This is a genomic window from Mesobacillus harenae (assembly GCF_013343715.1).
Lineage (GTDB): Bacteria > Bacillota > Bacilli > Bacillales > Cytobacillaceae > Mesobacillus_A > Mesobacillus_A harenae.
The window spans coordinates 181,446-198,098 of the sequence record NZ_JABUNR010000007.1 but is presented as its reverse complement, the minus strand read 5'-3'; the positions used below and the strand labels follow the sequence as shown (position 1 = coordinate 198,098).

The window sequence follows — 16,653 nt, the reverse complement described above, 5'->3', positions numbered from 1 at the left end:
TAAGAACGGCAGAAGAGAAGGAACAGAAAAAGAGGTGTTGTCATGGTTGATTTATCGTTTTTTCGGCACATATGGCAAAGGATTCAAACGGATGACATTCCAGCCTTGGCAGCCCAGCTGGCATACTTCTTTTTGCTTTCCTTGTTTCCTCTTCTGCTATTTTTATTTACACTTGTTGCCTATCTACCTATTTCAGAGGCTGATTTACTTCAAATAATCCGTGACTATGCTCCGGGTGAAACGATGGCGTTTATAGAAAATAGTTTATCCGATATTATGAAAAGTGGCGGGAAGGTGTTGTCATTCGGGTTTGTTGCAACCTTGTGGTCAGCTTCAAATGGAATGAATGCAGTTATAATAGCTTTCAATAAAGCTTATCGAGTTAAAGAGACACGTTCTTTTATTGTGGCACGAGGCATGTCGGTCGTCATGACTGTAGCAATGATCTTTGTGTTTATTATTGCGCTTCTTTTGCCTGTATTCGGCCGGGAGATTGGCTTATTTCTTTTTTCTCATTTTGGATTGTCAGATGAATTTTTAAAAACTTGGAATACATTGCGATGGCTAATTTCTGTCATTATTTTATTTATCGTCTTCACAGGGCTGTACTGGATAACACCGAATAAAAAGCTTACATGTACGAGTGCACTTCCTGGAGCGATTTTTGCAACAATTGGCTGGATCCTATCCTCACTTGCATTTTCTTACTATGTAAGTAATTTTGCTCATTTTACTGATACATACGGAAGCATAGGGGTCATAATTGTTCTTATGCTTTGGCTCTACATATCCGGATTTATTATAATAGTTGGCGGAACCATCAATGCGTATTTCAGTGACAAGAACCGGCGCTGTTAATTTTAACAAACAAAAAGAGCCAACCGGCTCTTTTTGTTTTTGTATAAGCTATTTAACGTAATAACCTTAGACTATTTAAGATAACTAATATGGTGCTTCCTTCATGGCCGATTACCCCAAATGGCAAGTCTAGAATCTGCAAAAAGTTTGTGATAATAAGTAACATGATGACAGAAATTGAAAAAACTACATTTTGTTTTACGATTTGATTCATTCGCTTTGAGAGGCGAATAGCTTCTGCTATTTTAGGCAGCTCATTCTTCATTAATACAACATCGGCTGTTTCTAAAGCAACATCAGTTCCTTCGCCCATTGCAATCCCAACATTTGCAGTAGCCATTGCTGGAGCATCATTAATTCCATCACCGACCATCGCTACTGTTGTATATTTACCTTTTAATTTTTTTAATTCGTCGACCTTTGTTTCCGGCAGGCACTCGGCTATATATGCATCAACACTGCTTTCTGCCGCAATGGCTTTCGCTGTATTTGAACTGTCTCCAGTTAACATTACGGTGTAAATTCCTTGCGATTTAAGCAACTCAATCGCACTCTTGGTTTCCTCACGTACAACATCTTTCAACGCGAAAAGTGCTGCAATTTCATCATTCCGCTTGATAAAAACAACCGTCTTTCCCTGTAGTGCTAGTTTGCCTGCTGATCCAGAGGCAAACGCATCCGCTTTACTTCGTCCAACAAAGTCTGCTTTGCCAATCTTCCAGTCAGCTCCATCCACAAATGCTTTAACACCCCAGCCGGAAACATCCTCGATGCTTTCTGGCTGTAAAAGGGGGGCTGTTAATTCTCCCTTGACGTAATTTACAATTGATTGTGCAAGAGGGTGGGTCGAGTGGCCTTCAATTGAAGCAGCTTTCAAAAGAACGTCCGTTTTTGACATGTTCTCATTAATAATAACGTCAGTAACTACAGGCTTTCCCTTTGTCAGTGTACCAGTTTTATCGAAGGCGATTGCTTTCAAGTTGCTTAAGTTTTCTAAGTGAACTCCGCCTTTAAATAAAATCCCATGCCGTGCCCCGTTAGAAATAGCAGATAGGGTTGCAGGCATAATGGAGGCTACGAGTGCGCAAGGTGAGGCGACAACAAGTAGGATCATTGCCCGATAAAAAGTTTCAGTCCATGACCATCCTAATAGAAAGTGAGGGAGGAACATCATTAGCAAGACAACTGAAAGTACCACCTTTACATAGGTGCCTTCGAATCTTTCAATAAATAGCTGTGAAGGAGATTTCTCACTTTGAGCCGACTGCACAAGAAGAATGATTTTATTGAATAACGTTTCATTGTTTGGCTTTGTAATTTCGACGGTTATTGATCCGGTTAGGTTGACCGTGCCAGCAAATACGTCTTCGCCGGAGGTTTTAGTAACAGGGATAGATTCTCCAGTAATAGCGGCCTCATCAATTGTCGAATTGCCACGGGATATTTTTCCATCTGAAGGAACACGCTCGCCTGGCTTAACTAAGATCATATCACCAACTGTAAGCTTGGAAACGTGAATCACCTGTTCAATTCCGTTACTGACAAGCAAGGCTTCTTCGGGCTGGAGCTCCATTAACGAAGAAATTTCTTTGTGACTTTTGTTCATAGTATAAGTTTCTAGAGCGCCGCTCATAGCAAAGATAAAGATTAAAATTGCCCCTTCTGTCCAATAACCAATAATTGCAGAACCAATGGCTGCCAGGATCATCAGCATTTCAACATTCAATTCTTTATTTTTAATTGTTTCTTCAATGCCTTCCTTCGCCTTTGCATACCCGCCGATCAAATAAGCAAGCAAAAACGCAGCAACTGAGGCACTTCCATTTTCTGCGCTGCCTAGCATCCACCCAATCAAAATCAATACCCCGCTGAGTGATGCAGCTATTAATTCAGAGTGGGGTTTAATTTTATCAAAAAAGCTTTCGTGTCTTGCGGCTTTTTCCTTCATATAGGATAGTTCTGCCACTGTTTGTCGCCTCCGATTTTCTCATTTTTGATTTTCTAATTGAGAATAATACTCAAAATCATTACCCTAAAAAAGACGAAAGCTGCCACCAGAAGGGGTGACAGCGAAAAAACGTATTTATTTATAATGATTCTAATTAAATAATAATATTTATTTATATATTATCATATCCTCAGTTGATTGAATAGTGTTTTAGAAAAAATAAACAGAGGTGAAGTTAAACCCGAACGAATAGGCTAACAAGGCTTGCAAATCGTGTTTTAGCCAACCAGTACACTCATATAGATTTAGTGCAGGTGAACGGTTTCGGGAGAGCCAGATGGCCGGTGAAGAAGAAGGGCAATGAAAATAAGAAATAACATAACGCTGATGACAAAGAAGAAACTAACTTCCTTTAAATATTCAATTGCCAATCCTCCAATAAACGGTCCACTTATACTGCCAAGGCTGAAGAAGATCCCGCACATTAAATTTCCCGCAGGAAGGAGCTGTTTAGGCAATAAGTCAGCCATATAGCTGATTCCAAGTGAAAAAGTCGAGCCTACAAGCATCCCGGCAACAAAAAAACAAATGAGAAGGCCAACGACAAATTCTTGAAGAAAACCTGCTGCTGTAAAGCAGATTACACCTGAAAGCATAACTCCGATTAAAATAGGCTTTCGGCCATAGCGGTCACTCAAGATCCCGAGTGGAAGCTGGAAAACAATACTTCCTGCCGCAAATGCAGGCAAAATTATCGAGACAGCATTAATATCAATCCCTGTTCTAAGTGCATAGACTGGAAAGTTTCCATTTAGAGAAGCCTCTAAAAAGCCGTACCCAAACGGGGGCAAGAAGGCAACCCAAGCATATTTGTATACCTTGCGGAAACGCTGCAGTGTTCCTAGAAATGAGCTTGTTTCCATATCTTTTTCTGGAAACTCATTTCTTAATAACCATACACCCATCCAGGCAACTAAACTGATCGAAGCTGAAATAATAAACGGAAGTGCTTCATTAATCTGGAGAAATCGTGTCATAAGTGGGCCTGCCGCAAATCCGAGCCCAAAGAACAAACCATATAGAGAGATATTCCTGCCGCGGCGATTTGCTGGTGAAAAGGAGGTTATCCAGGTCTGAGTTCCAAAATGGAGCATATGGTCCCCAATTCCGATCAATAACCTTAGGGCAAACCAGAACCAGAAGCTTTTCCAAACTGGGAACAGGCCAAGTGAAATAGCCACTAGGATGCCCCCCACTAAAATGAGCGGTTTATAACCGTATTTTCGAAGGGGTCCTTCCATTAATGGAGATGCCAGCAGGATCCCTATATAAAGACCGGTTGCATGCATGCCATTCATTGAAGAGGAAACACCATCCTGTTCAAAAATAATTGCAATTAAAGGAAGCAGCATTCCCTGGGAGAAGCCAGAGATAGCAACTATGCTTACCAATATCCAAAAACGAAATGTCCAATTTTTTTCCATTAAAATAGTTCTCCTCAAAGTAAAAATTCACTCTTATAGATGGTATCGGGAATATATTTCCTTTGCAAGGTTTTTAAAATTTAATTATAGAGAACAAATAGTGTAATCTTAATAAGGACAGGGGAAACATCTAATAGAATTTAATGAAGGGGTGGGTTTATTGGAATTCCAAATGAAAAAAGAGGTTGGTTTTTATACGGAGCTTCCCTTTGGCAAGCTTGAAGTTGCCGGGCAGGAAGAGTATGGGTTTAGGCCGTATCAGCTTCTGGTCTCATCAGTTGCTGTTTGCAGCGGGGGGGTTCTTCGCCAAATCCTAGAAAAGATGAGGTTAAAGGTAAGTGATATACATATAAACGCTGATTTCGAGAGAAATGAAGCAATTGCGAACCGAATTGAGAAGATTCACATTCACTTTAAAATTACTGGGAAAGACCTGAAAAAGGAAAAACTAGAAAAAGCAATGGTGCTGACAAAAAAGAACTGTTCTATGGTTCAGTCTGTTATAGGCAGCATCGACGTAAAGGAAACATTTGAGATTATTTCAGAGAGTTAATCTTGGGAAGAAAATGTGATTAACCATTGTGGAAACGATTTACTGTAAACGATAATAGGTAAGATTCTGCTGTGCTAGCAGAGTTTTTTTTGAGGAGAGGTGGCATGGCAATTCTTTACCGTATGCTATTTTATATTGCAGGATTAATCTTTATTACGTTTGGTGTTTCTTTAACAATTATTGCAGATCTTGGAACTGGTGCCTGGGATGCCCTAAATGTAGGCCTCTACAATACAATTGGACTGACAGTAGGCAGTTGGGTGTTTATTGTCGGTATTCTTCTGATTTTTGTCAATTCGTTCTTGCTCCGGAGCCGTCCTGATTATTTAGCAATAGTGGCAGTCATGGTTGTTGGGCTCCTAATCGACTTTTGGCTTTTAGTGGCGCTTGAAAACATTATCCTCCAAGATTTACCCACAAGGTTTGGAGTATTGTTAGCCGGGCTGGTATTAATTGGTCTTGGAGCTGCAGTGTACTTGCCTGTTAAGTTTCCCTTGATTCCTATTGATAATTTTATGCTGGCTATTAAGGCAAGGCTGAAAGTTAATCTTGTCACAGCCAAAACCATAGGCGAGGTAATAGCTCTCATGTTCGCATTCCTATTTAATGGTCCAATTGGGCTTGGGACTTTGGTGATAACCTTCGGAATTGGACCATTCATTCAGTTATTTTCTCCATATTTTGAGAAAATGCTCTACAGGCTGACTGCGAAGGATTGATAATTTTTTAAAAGAGCGGATAATCTCAAGAGACTCCGAAAAAACTATAAATACAAGACGATCAGTTTATAGTTGCGAAAGGAGTTAAACATCATGAAAAAATACGTCCCCATATTAGCAGCAGCTATGATTATTTTCCTATCATCCCTTGCCCCTGTTTTTGCTGAAAAAGGCAAGGAAGAACCTGCAAAATCTCAGGAAGCGGAAAAAACAAAGTACAAGGTACCTTCTTCGGTAATGAATATTACTCAGGAAAATACCTACCCAAATCCAGCGGAAGATCTGCCAAAGCTAGAACCGAGTGATATGACTAAGGAGCTTATAAAATCCTCCAAGGTAAAAATCGAGAATCCTGACCTAATCAGGATGCTGAATGAAACATCCATTAATAGCACACCGTTTGCGATCGGCTACAGGGCAATTGTCTATCTTGGGCAGTGGCCGTTAAATTACGAATCGACGGAAACTTCCCCAAACTGGGAGTATCAAAAGATTAACACGAATTACTACGACAACCGTGGAGGCAAGTCACCTTATCAGATACATTATGTGCAAGAGGCTCAGAAGGTTGTACGCGGAGGACTGACGGCAAAGATACCTAACTCTCCGGAAGTTCAAAAAATGATGATTCTAAAATCAATGGAAAAAACAGGTCTTCCGCTCGCCTTTGAAACAATCGTGGGTGCGGGTACGAAAAAGGACCAAATATATAACATTCAGCCAAAACGGCTCGGCTATCTATACGGATTTGCTCCAGCTATCAATGAAAAAGGCAAGGTAACATACGGAGAGGTCTATCTAATGCTAAAAGGGAACAAAAAAATGCTTGTTATTAAAAACGTTACATCACAGGGTATTGGAGCGTGGATACCCGTACAGGATCATGTTTCGTTTACATTTGTATCTAGTGAACAGCCTCGATAACAATCCGCCGGGAACCTTTCCCGGTGTTTTTTATTGGCAGTGTTAAACGGACTTGCTAATTTGGACGACTTATTTAGCCGCAAAGCTTTAAACTAGGCTCATTTACAAGTACCTAAGGTGACTCTGAAGTATGTATGGGATATTTTACCTCTACTTACTAATAGAAATAACTTGTTTACATGTCACAATATCCGGGAAATAGATATATAGCCAAGCTAATAAAAACCTACAATTATAAGGAGGCTATATAGAATGGCAAACAATATTTTACCAGGTACTACTTCAGAAACGGACTATACAACAAGTTCAATGAACAGTTCATTTGATTCTAGAAATTCAAGTGACAGCCAAGACAGCAACAGCAAACTGTTAAAAGGTGTTCTTATCGGCGGTGCAGTCGGAGGGCTGATGACTCTGCTTGATTCGACTACAAGGAACAAAGTGAAGGATTCAGCAATGAATGTGAAAGATTCATCAGTGAACATGTTCCAAGAGGTAAAGGACAACCCGTCAGACGTAAAAAATCAGATGGTGGACCAGTTTAAAAATGCTTCTGATGTTTTAAAAGATGCGATTAGCGACGCTCAGAATTTATATGAAAAGATCAATAATGAAATGTCAGGATCTGTAAGCAATGCAAAAGAAATGAAAGAAAGTGTCATGGGCACCGCTCAAGAGGCGAAGTCCGACATTCAAGAAATTGGTTCCAAGGTTAAGGAGGCTGGAAGTGAGCTTCAAGAGAATCCACTTGTTACCGCTGCAAGCGGCTCAAATGGATCTAATAGCTCCAGCGGCTCAGAAGATTCCTTGAATTCTGGAAGCACAAGCTCTAACAGCATTCAATACGGAAGTAATTCAGCTGCCACAAATTCCTATGCTACCGGTATGGAAAGCACTACATCTGGAAGCCAAGTAGATAATGTGTCTGTTGTTAAGCCTGGTGAACAGAAGAACGATAATAACCGATAAATCACTATAGAAAAACGGGGTCCGTACTGGACTCCGTTTTTTTAAATGGACACGAAAAATAAACCATATGGATTCAAATCTGCCAAATGTTGTAACTAGTTTTAGGAACAAAAAGAAGGGGTACTATTTAGAAATACGTTTTAATCTATTATTGGAGGAAAACCATATGGTTCAAAAACAATATAAGCGCTCAGAAAAGAGTTCATATGATAAACAGACAGCCGTTGGAACAACAGGAATGGTCGTGTCTCCTCATCCGGTTGCGACTGAGATAGGTAAAAAGGTTTTAATAGATGGCGGTAATGCTGTAGATGCTGCAGTCGCTATTCAATTTGCTCTAAATGTCACAGAGCCAATGATGACGGGAGTTGGCGGGAGCGGCTTTATGATGGTTTACAATCGTGACAGCAAAACAACAAAGATTTTTAACGGTCACTCTCGGGCGCCACAAGCAGCTTATCCAGAGATGTTCGTAGATGAACAGGGAGAAATAATCCCGTTTAGAGATCGTTCTACCCGTGGAACAGCTGTTGCTGTTCCTGGTATTCTAAAGGCGATGGACGCTGCCCTGGAAGAGTATGGAAGTAAGACGATGGCTGACTTGATTGATCCTTCTGCCAAGCTAGCTGAAGAAGGCATGTCAGTGAACTGGGTAATGAAAAAAACGCTTGATAATTTTCATTACAGGCTGGGTGATGAAGCTCGTAAGCTTTATATGCCTGGAGGCGAGCCTTTAAGAGAAGGAGATATTGTCAAAAAGGAACATCTTGCAAAAACCTTTAGAATCCTCCAGAAAGAAGGAATCGGGTGTTTTTATGAAGGAGACATAGCCGATGCAATTATCTCTACGGTAAAAGAGCAAGGCGGTTTTATGACTCACTCTGACTTGAAGAGCTATCGAATATCCATTGATGAACCAGCTTGGGGAGATTATAAAGGGCACAAGATTGCTTCCTGTAATGTTCCAAGTGCAGGAGGGACCACATTGCTTAATATTTTGAAGTTACTCGAGACCTTTAATATCGAGCAATACAGCCCTAAGTCTTGGGAAAAATATTACCTGTTTACTGAAGCGATGAGAATCGCCTTCGCGGACAAAGTTTCCTACTTTGGAGACCCTGATTTTGTGGACATGCCCCTTAAGGGTCTTACCTCTGAGGAATATATTGAAGAACGAAGAAAATTATTAAACTTTGAACGCAGAAATGATGCAGTTGATTTTGGGAACCCATGGAAATATGATTCTGTTAAAGAACAGACCGTGGTGCGCCAGCCATTTGAGAAAGAACGTGAAAGGAGCGAGACGACCCATTTTACTGTAACAGATCAATGGGGCAATATTGTATCTTGTACTTCAACCGTCGAGCACCCATTTGGTTCGGGGATCATGGTCAAAGGGTATGGATTTATGCTGAACAATGAGTTAACCGATTTCGATGCGATGCCGGGTGGATTAAACCAGGCAGAGCCAGGGAAAAGGCCTGTGAGCTGCAAGTCCCCAACGATCGTTTTCAAGGATGATGATCCTGTGTTAACACTTGGATCTCCCGGAGGGCCAACAATCATTGGTTCAGTTTTTGAAACAATAGTTAATGTTATTGATTTTAAAATGGAATTAAAGGATGCCATCGAGGAGCCAAGAATCTTCAATGCTAACGGCCCGCTTATTTGGTGGGAAGGCGGTATTGATATGGAAGCGAAAGGAAACCTGGAGGCTATGGGTTATGAGTTCGCCGATGACGCGCTGGTTATAGGAAATGTTCAGGCTATCCAATTTGACAGGGAAAACAATCGGATATACGGTGCTGCCGATTCTAGCCGCGAAGGCGGCGCCATTGGCCTTGAGGGATAATAAATAATAAAAAAGCAGACCTAATTGGTCTGCTTTTTTATTATTCGATAGAGTGCTGGCTGTTATTGTTAACGTTTAGTAATGTGCTCTTTTCACTTTTAGCTGTCGTTTTTAAGATACCGATGCTTCCGTCCGTCTCAAGTACTACGGCTTCAACATTATCCATTGAACCTGCACCGTTAGAGCGGGCCGCCTGAAGAATCTCTGTTTTTAGAATACGTTCTTTTTTCATAACCGACTTAAAATACTGTCCTTTATAATATAAAAGCTCTGGCTCCGATTTAATTAATTTACTAAAGGTTTCCGACCTTACTGACAGCCAAGTCATTATGTATTGTAAACCGATCAGCAGGGCAAACGCCATAATCCCTTCTGCCAGCCGAACATTCCTGTTTAACAGAATCGTAGCGAGTGTTGAACCTAGTGCTACTGTTACGACTAAATCAAAAGCATTTAGCTTAGTAAGTGTTCTCTTGCCCGAAACTCTCAATAGGAGAACCAGTGCAATGTAGGCTAGAAAGCCCACGACAAGAGTTCGCCCTATAGTGTCCCAACTGTCAAAAAACATCAAATCAACTCCTAGTCTATACCACTCTATACACTGCTTTACCTGTTTAGGGCACTAGACAAACCTAAAAAATTGCTTTAGAAAAGAGGAAACGGGAATACTACATACGTGGGAATATGTCTTTAAGTTGCGCTGCAGCCAAATTTTCGCTAGGATAATTACGTAATGAAAGGAGAGAATGATTTGGGCAGTCCTTTACATGATAAGAATGGACAAGTGATCTTTTTAAAACAGCGGTTAAATCTGTTTATGGATTTGCTTGACGCAATCGACCCTGAAGAGGCCGATTTAGAAGATATTGACCGGATGATCGCCATTGTCGATGAAATGGAATCAAAATGCCGCGAGTTTAAAAACCGCGAACTGTAAAAAGGCCTTTAAAAAAGGGCCTTTTTTTTCTTTTTGGCTCTGTTAAAGAACATGGTTGATTTTAAGCAGTGGTGATTGGAGTGAAGGCGATCGACTCCTGCGGGAGCAGCGGTACAGGGGAGACCCAAACAGGTGCTTCAGCGCCGAGGAGGCTTCCCGACCGCCCCGCGGAAAGCGAGCGCCTGGAACGAAAATCAACAGCCAAGTTTAACAGAGCCTTCTTTTTAAATATGTAATAGATCATTGTTGTTCTGAAAACGATTGCAACTTCTCCTTTAAAACATCGTCTTACAGGAGTATAATTAAAAACTGTAAAATAGTTATTAAATATTCACATATATAGATTGACGGCAGGGGGAGAAACGATGATGAATATCGAAAAGTTTGAACAGAGCATGTATCAGTTAATTGTCGAAACATCTACAAAGCTTCCAAAAGATGTACGGCGTGCAATTCGAGCGGCTAAGGCTCGTGAAAGTGCCGGGACGCGTTCAGCAATGAGTCTGGCAACCATCACCAATAACATTAATATGGCAGATGAAAATGTATCTCCAATTTGCCAGGATACAGGACTTCCTACTTTTAAAATTAAGACTCCAGTCGGTGCAAACCAAATTGAAATGAAAAAGGCAATCGAAAAGGCGATGGTTCAGGCGACAAAAGACGGGAAATTGCGGCCAAACTCCGTTGATTCTCTCACTGGCGACAATAGTGGGGACAACCTTGGGGAGGGACTGCCAGTCGTCAAATTTGAGCAATGGGAAAAGGATTACATTGATGCCCGCCTGATTTTAAAAGGTGGAGGCTGTGAGAATAAAAACATTCAATATAGTCTGCCATGCGAACTAGACGGGCTTGGACGGGCAGGGCGTGACCTGGATGGAATCCGAAAGTGCGTTATGCATTCAGTCTACCAGGCGCAAGGCCAAGGCTGCAGCGCAGGATTTATTGGGGTTGGAATTGGCGGCGACCGTTCCTCAGGTTACGACCTTGCTAAAGCACAGTTATTCCGTTCGGTGGATGATGTCAATCCAAATGAAGATTTACGCAAGCTTGAAGAATACGTGCTGGAACATGCTAATGAGTTAGGTATTGGTACAATGGGATTTGGCGGTGAAACAACGCTGTTAGGCTGTAAGGTTGGAGTGATGAATCGGATTCCTGCGAGCTTCTTTGTTTCAGTTGCGTATAATTGCTGGGCATTCCGCCGTCTTGGCGTATCGGTAAATCCTGAAACAGGCGAAATTCAAGACTGGATGTACCAGGAAGGTGAAAATGTTGACTTTGCGAAGGAAACAGCGGCTGAAAGCGAAGTGGCAGCAGCGTCTGAAACAGCTGAGCAGGTTGTAACATTAACAGCTCCAATTTCGGAAGAGCAAATCCGACAGCTTAAAGTGGGTGATGTTGTCAAAATCACTGGCAGAATGTATACAGGCCGTGACGCAATTCATAAGTACCTCTCTGATAATGATTCTCCTGTTGACTTAGATGGACAGGTTATTTATCACTGCGGTCCTGTTATGTTAAAAGATGATGAAGGCAATTGGCATGTAAAAGCTGCCGGGCCAACTACAAGTATTCGCGAAGAACCTTATCAGGGCGATATCATGAAAAGGTTCGGAATACGCGCTGTTATCGGCAAGGGTGGCATGGGCCCTAAAACACTATCTGCCCTAAAAGAGCACGGCGGTGTTTACCTGAATGCGATTGGCGGAGCTGCGCAATATTACGCTGACTGCATAAAAGGCGTTGAAGGTGTTGATTTGATGCAATTTGGTATTCCGGAAGCAATGTGGCATTTACGCGTTGAAGGTTTTACAGCAGTTGTCACTATGGACTCTCATGGCAACAGTCTTCATGCTGATGTCGACAAATCATCTTTGGAAAAGTTAGCCCAATTTAAAGAACCAGTCTTTAAATAAGAACTTCAAGGGAACGGCGGTGAGCCGTTCTTTTTTATTTAAAATGAAGCTGAAAAATTTTCTCCCATGCTTTACCTATTATGAATTTCTTCCTCCAGCAAACACTAAGAAAAAATCTGGAGGAACAACATGAAAAGATTATTAAAAGTAATGATAATGCTTACTGCAATGATAGTCGCTGTTTTAGCGGGCAGTACATATGCTCAGGCTGATGTTTCCAATACTCCGATCCACTGGGGCTTCAAGAAGGGACAGGATGAAAAACAGGCTGATGCTGGCAAAAAGCTTAATAATCTGCTGGAGCAGTACGATGCTGTTTATAAAGGTGATCCAACAAAAAAGAACATCTATCTCACCTTCGATAATGGATACGAAAATGGCTACACGGAGAAAATTCTTGATGTATTAGTAAAGGAAAAAGTCCCCGCAACATTTTTTGTAACCGGTCACTATCTTGAAAGTGCTGAGGACATTGTCTACAGAATGTCCCAGGAAGGCCACACGATTGGAAACCATTCCTGGCATCATCCAGACATGACTAAAATAAGCGATGACAGAATCAAACAAGAATTAGAAAAGGTGCGGGCGGCAACCGAGGAGATTACCGGCAAAAAACAAGCCGGTTATTTACGCCCTCCCCGCGGGATTTTCAGTGAAAGAACGATGGAAGTGGCTAAAGATGCAGGGTATACTCATATCTTTTGGTCACTTGCGTTTGTAGACTGGAATACAGATCAGCAAAAAGGCTGGAAATACTCCTATGATAAAATAATGAACCAAATACATCCTGGTGCAATTCTGCTTTTACACACGGTTTCAAAAGATAATGCAGATGCATTGGAAAAAGTCATCAAAGATCTGAAGAAGCAGGGATACCAATTTAAGACACTGGATGATTTAATGTGGAGCAGAAGAATTAAGGAACCTATGCTATACTGACAAGGAGCAGGTCCGGATCTATGGGTTCGGGCTTGTTTTCTTAGTAGTCTTTAAAATTGATATGGGTCTTTAGGCTGCTCCCTAAGTGCTCGGTCTTTGAATAGATAACTGGAGTGAAGTATAAATGAATAAAGAACAATCTACAAAACAAAGGAAAGCTTTCGAAAATGGACAGAAATCTGGTAAGCGTGATCCTCAGATGGGGGATAAGGTTAAAGCCGGATTTAAAAATCCAGGGAAAACCACTGGAAAAAAGGGATCTGAAGAAAGAGAACCTTATAATAAGGAAAAGTTTGCTAAAAAAGACCAGTCAGCCAAAACTGACCAAAAAGTAAAGATTGATTTGAAGCAAACATTTCCCCTTACAATTAAACGACTTGGCATTAATGGTGAAGGTGTAGGGTATTTTAAACGCCAGGTTGTGTTTGTTCCCGGTGCTCTGCCGGGTGAGGAAGTGGTTGTTGAAGCTACAAAGGTGCACCCAAAGTTTGCTGAAGCGAAAATAAAAAAAATCCGCAAACAATCTGAACATCGAATTAAACCGCTTTGTCCAGTATATGAGGAATGTGGAGGCTGCCAGCTTCAGCATTTACATTATGAGCAGCAGCTGCGAGAAAAACGAGATATTGTGATTCAATCCCTTGAGCGTCATGCTAAAACCGATTTGACTCAGCTGGATATCCGCCCGACCATAGGGATGGAAAACCCATGGGGCTACCGTAATAAAAGCCAGTTTCAGGTTGGTGAACAGGATGGCAAGATCTTGGCGGGTTTATATGGTATGAATTCGCACAAGCTGATTAATATTGAGCAATGTGCCGTTCAGCATCCGGCAACAACTAAGGCGACTGAAACGGTAAAAGCGATTCTTCAGGATCTTAAGATCCCGATTTATAATGAAAAGTCTAGAAAAGGTCTTATTAGAACAATCGTAGCCCGGACTGGCGTCCAGACCGGTGAGCTGCAAATCGTGCTAATTACTACAAAAAAGGAAATCCCTAAAAAGGATTTGTTGATTAAGCAAATGACAAGGCAAATTCCTCAACTGAATTCCATTGTTCAAAACATAAATGGGCAAAAAACCTCGGTTATCTTTGGGGAGGAAACAGAAACGTTAGCGGGGAATGACTTTATTCAGGAAACCTTAGGAGATCTTCAATTCGAGCTTTCTGCTAGGACATTTTTTCAGCTGAATCCCGAGCAGACTGTTAAATTGTATAATGAAGTAAAAGCAGCTGCAGGGTTAACGGGCACAGAAAAAATTGTCGACGCCTATTGTGGTGTCGGAACAATTGGTCTATGGCTTGCAGGCAAAGCTGGTGAAGTCAGAGGGATGGATATTATCCCAGAATCAATTGCTGACGCGAAAAAAAATGCTGAGCGCCATAATGTTAAGCATGCCACCTATGTTGTGGGTAAAGCAGAGGACTGGATGCCGAAATGGGCAAAAGAAGGCTGGAGGCCTGATGTGGTCGTGGTCGACCCGCCACGTACAGGTTGCGATGACGAATTTTTAAAAACCATATTAAAAGTAAAACCAAAGACGTTTGTTTATGTGTCATGTAATCCGTCAACATTGGCAAAGGATATCCAGACCCTGAGTAAGCTATACAAGGTTCAATATATTCAGCCAGTTGATATGTTTCCTCATACTGCGCAGATCGAGTCAGTTGTAAGATTAATTTTGAAATAAATGCCAAGAGGCCTTATTCCAACAGGAAAAGGCCTTTTTTTTATATAACCAAGCGAAATACTAATTGATATTACCACCATACAATTAATGGAAAAAGTTTTTTCTGCTGTAACTGAAAAGGAGATATAAATAGAATGACTGAGAAGTGTGCACTTTATCGGCAGTTTTTCAAAAGAAATTGGAATTGCTTTATTTGAACTAGTGGTATATTATATGGAATGAATGTAACGGTGGTTCAAAATTATGAACTCGATGTATATATATAGGGGGAAGAACAATGGAACAATCTAAACAACAGCCAAATCGTCCACCGTACGGTATTCTTTCCGTCTTGATGATTGGGGCTTTTATTTCATTTTTAAACAATACATTACTAAATATTGCTTTGCCTTCAATCATGATCGATTTAAACATCGAAACATCTACAGTCCAGTGGTTGACGACAGGATTTATGCTGGTGAACGGAATAATGATTCCTACAACAGCATTTTTAATTCAGAAGTATTCTGTTCGCCGTCTATTTTTAACAGCAATGTGTTTGTTTACGATTGGAACACTTATTGCAGGCATTGCACATATATTTCCTATTCTATTAACAGGCAGGATGCTGCAAGCTTCTGGATCAGCGATTATGATGCCGCTTTTAATGAACGTCATGCTGGTTAGCTTTCCTATAGAAAAAAGGGGAACCGCGATGGGGGTTTTTGGCCTAATATTAATGGCGGCGCCTGCAATTGGCCCTACTTTATCGGGCTGGATCGTTGAACATTATGACTGGAGAATGCTTTTCCATTTTGTCACGCCAATCGCGATTACGGTTTTATTGATTGGCTTTTTCTTATTGAAGGATAAAAAGGAGAAAGTAGATTTACGTCTTGATATCAGCTCTTTACTGTTATCAAGTGCCGGGTTCGGCGGTATCCTATATGGATTTAGTTCTGCCGGTACTAAGGGGTGGGATAACCCTCTAGTCTACGGAACGATCATTATCGGGATTGTTTCATTGGTAACATTCATAGTACGGCAATCAAAACTTGATCGGCCGATGCTCAACTTTGCTATCTTTAAGTACCCGATGTTTGCATTGTCATCTTCAATTACCATGGTCCTAAATATGGCGATGTTTTCCGGCATGCTGCTGCTGCCAATTTATGTTCAGACGGTGCGAGGCATTTCTCCGATGGACGCCGGATTAATGATGTTGCCTGGAGCTCTAGTGATGGCGATTATGTCACCAGTTACCGGAAGGCTGTTTGATAAATTTGGCGGCCGTGCCTTAGCTATCATCGGATTTATCATCATAACGATAACGACTTATTACTTCAGCCAACTATCTCTGAACACTAGCTATAACTACCTAATGATCTTACATGCAATCCGTATGTTAGGAATGTCGATGGTCATGATGCCAGTTTCGACAAATGGTCTAAACCAATTGCCAGCACGATTCTATCCACATGGAACGGCTATGAACAATACGTTAAACCAAGTTGCTGGCGCTATAGGGACAGCTCTGCTTGTTACAGTGATGTCCAATCGTACAGACTCGCACGCTACTAAGTTAACAGAGGATGCAGCGAAAACCATATCAGGACAGCCGACAGAAGCTGCTCTGGCTCAAATTCAGCAGCAAATAACTGCAAAAGCAATGCTTGAAGGAATCAACTTTGCTTTCTTAGTTGCTACTTTTATTGTGATGATTGCACTAATACTTTCATTCTTTATAAAGCGGGCAAAACAGGCTGAAGATACAAAAACAGAGGAAGAAAAACCAAACACAGCTAAGGTTGGTAAATTAGTGGGGAACTAATCCAATGCTTATAGGAATATATTAAAATTTTATTTGTAGATACCA

General features: G+C 41.2%; 14 protein-coding genes. 11 read left to right on the top strand and 3 right to left on the bottom strand.

Going from position 1 to position 16,653, the window contains the following annotated elements:
* Positions 1–42: 42 nt before the first annotated feature.
* Positions 43–858, top strand: a complete 816-nt coding sequence (locus tag HRJ06_RS10665; protein ID WP_174732816.1) for a YihY/virulence factor BrkB family protein — start codon at positions 43–45, stop codon at positions 856–858.
* Between the two features lie 52 nt (positions 859–910).
* On the opposite strand, the gene HRJ06_RS10660 is transcribed toward HRJ06_RS10665, so the two are convergent.
* Both HRJ06_RS10660 and HRJ06_RS10655 read right to left on the bottom strand, forming a co-directional pair.
* Positions 911–2,806 (bottom strand): heavy metal translocating P-type ATPase, encoded by a 1,896-nt coding sequence (locus HRJ06_RS10660; RefSeq protein ID WP_174732884.1) that lies wholly within the window; start codon positions 2,804–2,806, stop codon positions 911–913.
* Positions 2,807–3,111: 305 nt separating this feature from the next.
* Entirely contained in the window at positions 3,112–4,290 is a 1,179-nt protein-coding gene (locus tag HRJ06_RS10655) for an MFS transporter (RefSeq protein ID WP_174732814.1), read from the bottom strand.
* A gap of 160 nt (positions 4,291–4,450) precedes the next feature.
* On the opposite strand from HRJ06_RS10655, the gene HRJ06_RS10650 reads away from it, so the two are divergent.
* The 5 genes from HRJ06_RS10650 (at position 4,451) to ggt (ending at position 9,307) form a co-directional block, all read left to right on the top strand.
* Positions 4,451–4,843: an OsmC family protein gene (locus HRJ06_RS10650; RefSeq protein WP_174732812.1), complete on the top strand. Its 393-nt coding sequence runs from the start codon at positions 4,451–4,453 to the stop codon at positions 4,841–4,843.
* Between the two features lie 104 nt (positions 4,844–4,947).
* Positions 4,948–5,562, top strand: coding sequence for a YczE/YyaS/YitT family protein (locus HRJ06_RS10645; protein ID WP_174732810.1), 615 nt, complete (start codon positions 4,948–4,950; stop codon positions 5,560–5,562).
* A gap of 93 nt (positions 5,563–5,655) precedes the next feature.
* Positions 5,656–6,486: a YfkD famly protein gene (locus HRJ06_RS10640; protein WP_174732808.1), complete on the top strand. Its 831-nt coding sequence runs from the start codon at positions 5,656–5,658 to the stop codon at positions 6,484–6,486.
* 252 nt (positions 6,487–6,738) lie between these two features.
* Positions 6,739–7,455, top strand: a complete 717-nt coding sequence (locus HRJ06_RS10635; protein WP_174732806.1) for a YtxH domain-containing protein — start codon at positions 6,739–6,741, stop codon at positions 7,453–7,455.
* A gap of 166 nt (positions 7,456–7,621) precedes the next feature.
* Positions 7,622–9,307 (top strand): gamma-glutamyltransferase, encoded by a 1,686-nt coding sequence (ggt, locus tag HRJ06_RS10630; protein ID WP_174732804.1) that lies wholly within the window; start codon positions 7,622–7,624, stop codon positions 9,305–9,307.
* 40 nt (positions 9,308–9,347) lie between these two features.
* Here ggt and HRJ06_RS10625 read toward each other — a convergent pair whose 3' ends face one another.
* Positions 9,348–9,875 carry a DUF421 domain-containing protein gene (locus HRJ06_RS10625; protein WP_174732802.1) on the bottom strand — a complete coding sequence of 176 codons (528 nt, stop codon included), beginning with the start codon at positions 9,873–9,875 and terminating at the stop codon, positions 9,348–9,350.
* A gap of 183 nt (positions 9,876–10,058) precedes the next feature.
* On the opposite strand from HRJ06_RS10625, the gene HRJ06_RS10620 reads away from it, so the two are divergent.
* The 5 genes from HRJ06_RS10620 (at position 10,059) to HRJ06_RS10600 (ending at position 16,608) form a co-directional block, all read left to right on the top strand.
* Positions 10,059–10,244 carry an SE1561 family protein gene (locus HRJ06_RS10620; RefSeq protein ID WP_174732883.1) on the top strand — a complete coding sequence of 62 codons (186 nt, stop codon included), beginning with the start codon at positions 10,059–10,061 and terminating at the stop codon, positions 10,242–10,244.
* Between the two features lie 368 nt (positions 10,245–10,612).
* Entirely contained in the window at positions 10,613–12,166 is a 1,554-nt protein-coding gene (locus HRJ06_RS10615; RefSeq protein ID WP_197969926.1) for a fumarate hydratase, read from the top strand.
* Positions 12,167–12,295: 129 nt separating this feature from the next.
* Positions 12,296–13,105, top strand: coding sequence for a delta-lactam-biosynthetic de-N-acetylase (pdaA, locus tag HRJ06_RS10610; protein WP_174732800.1), 810 nt, complete (start codon positions 12,296–12,298; stop codon positions 13,103–13,105).
* A gap of 124 nt (positions 13,106–13,229) precedes the next feature.
* Entirely contained in the window at positions 13,230–14,798 is a 1,569-nt protein-coding gene (rlmD, locus tag HRJ06_RS10605) for a 23S rRNA (uracil(1939)-C(5))-methyltransferase RlmD (protein WP_242035196.1), read from the top strand.
* Between the two features lie 277 nt (positions 14,799–15,075).
* Positions 15,076–16,608: a DHA2 family efflux MFS transporter permease subunit gene (locus HRJ06_RS10600; RefSeq protein ID WP_174732798.1), complete on the top strand. Its 1,533-nt coding sequence runs from the start codon at positions 15,076–15,078 to the stop codon at positions 16,606–16,608.
* The last annotated feature ends 45 nt before the right edge of the window (positions 16,609–16,653 follow it).

Excerpts from the sequence above, each read along its gene's own strand:
- HRJ06_RS10665 (WP_174732816.1), top strand. The coding sequence starts at position 43 with ATGGTTGATTTATCGTTTTTTCGGCACATATGGCAAAGGATTCAAACG.
- HRJ06_RS10660 (WP_174732884.1), bottom strand. The coding sequence starts at position 2,806 with ATGAAGGAAAAAGCCGCAAGACACGAAAGCTTTTTTGATAAAATTAAA.
- HRJ06_RS10655 (WP_174732814.1), bottom strand. The coding sequence starts at position 4,290 with ATGGAAAAAAATTGGACATTTCGTTTTTGGATATTGGTAAGCATAGTT.
- HRJ06_RS10645 (WP_174732810.1), top strand. The coding sequence starts at position 4,948 with ATGGCAATTCTTTACCGTATGCTATTTTATATTGCAGGATTAATCTTT.
- HRJ06_RS10640 (WP_174732808.1), top strand. The coding sequence starts at position 5,656 with ATGAAAAAATACGTCCCCATATTAGCAGCAGCTATGATTATTTTCCTA.
- HRJ06_RS10635 (WP_174732806.1), top strand. The coding sequence starts at position 6,739 with ATGGCAAACAATATTTTACCAGGTACTACTTCAGAAACGGACTATACA.
- ggt (WP_174732804.1), top strand. The coding sequence starts at position 7,622 with ATGGTTCAAAAACAATATAAGCGCTCAGAAAAGAGTTCATATGATAAA.
- HRJ06_RS10625 (WP_174732802.1), bottom strand. The coding sequence starts at position 9,875 with ATGTTTTTTGACAGTTGGGACACTATAGGGCGAACTCTTGTCGTGGGC.
- HRJ06_RS10615 (WP_197969926.1), top strand. The coding sequence starts at position 10,613 with ATGAATATCGAAAAGTTTGAACAGAGCATGTATCAGTTAATTGTCGAA.
- pdaA (WP_174732800.1), top strand. The coding sequence starts at position 12,296 with ATGAAAAGATTATTAAAAGTAATGATAATGCTTACTGCAATGATAGTC.
- rlmD (WP_242035196.1), top strand. The coding sequence starts at position 13,230 with ATGAATAAAGAACAATCTACAAAACAAAGGAAAGCTTTCGAAAATGGA.
- HRJ06_RS10600 (WP_174732798.1), top strand. The coding sequence starts at position 15,076 with ATGGAACAATCTAAACAACAGCCAAATCGTCCACCGTACGGTATTCTT.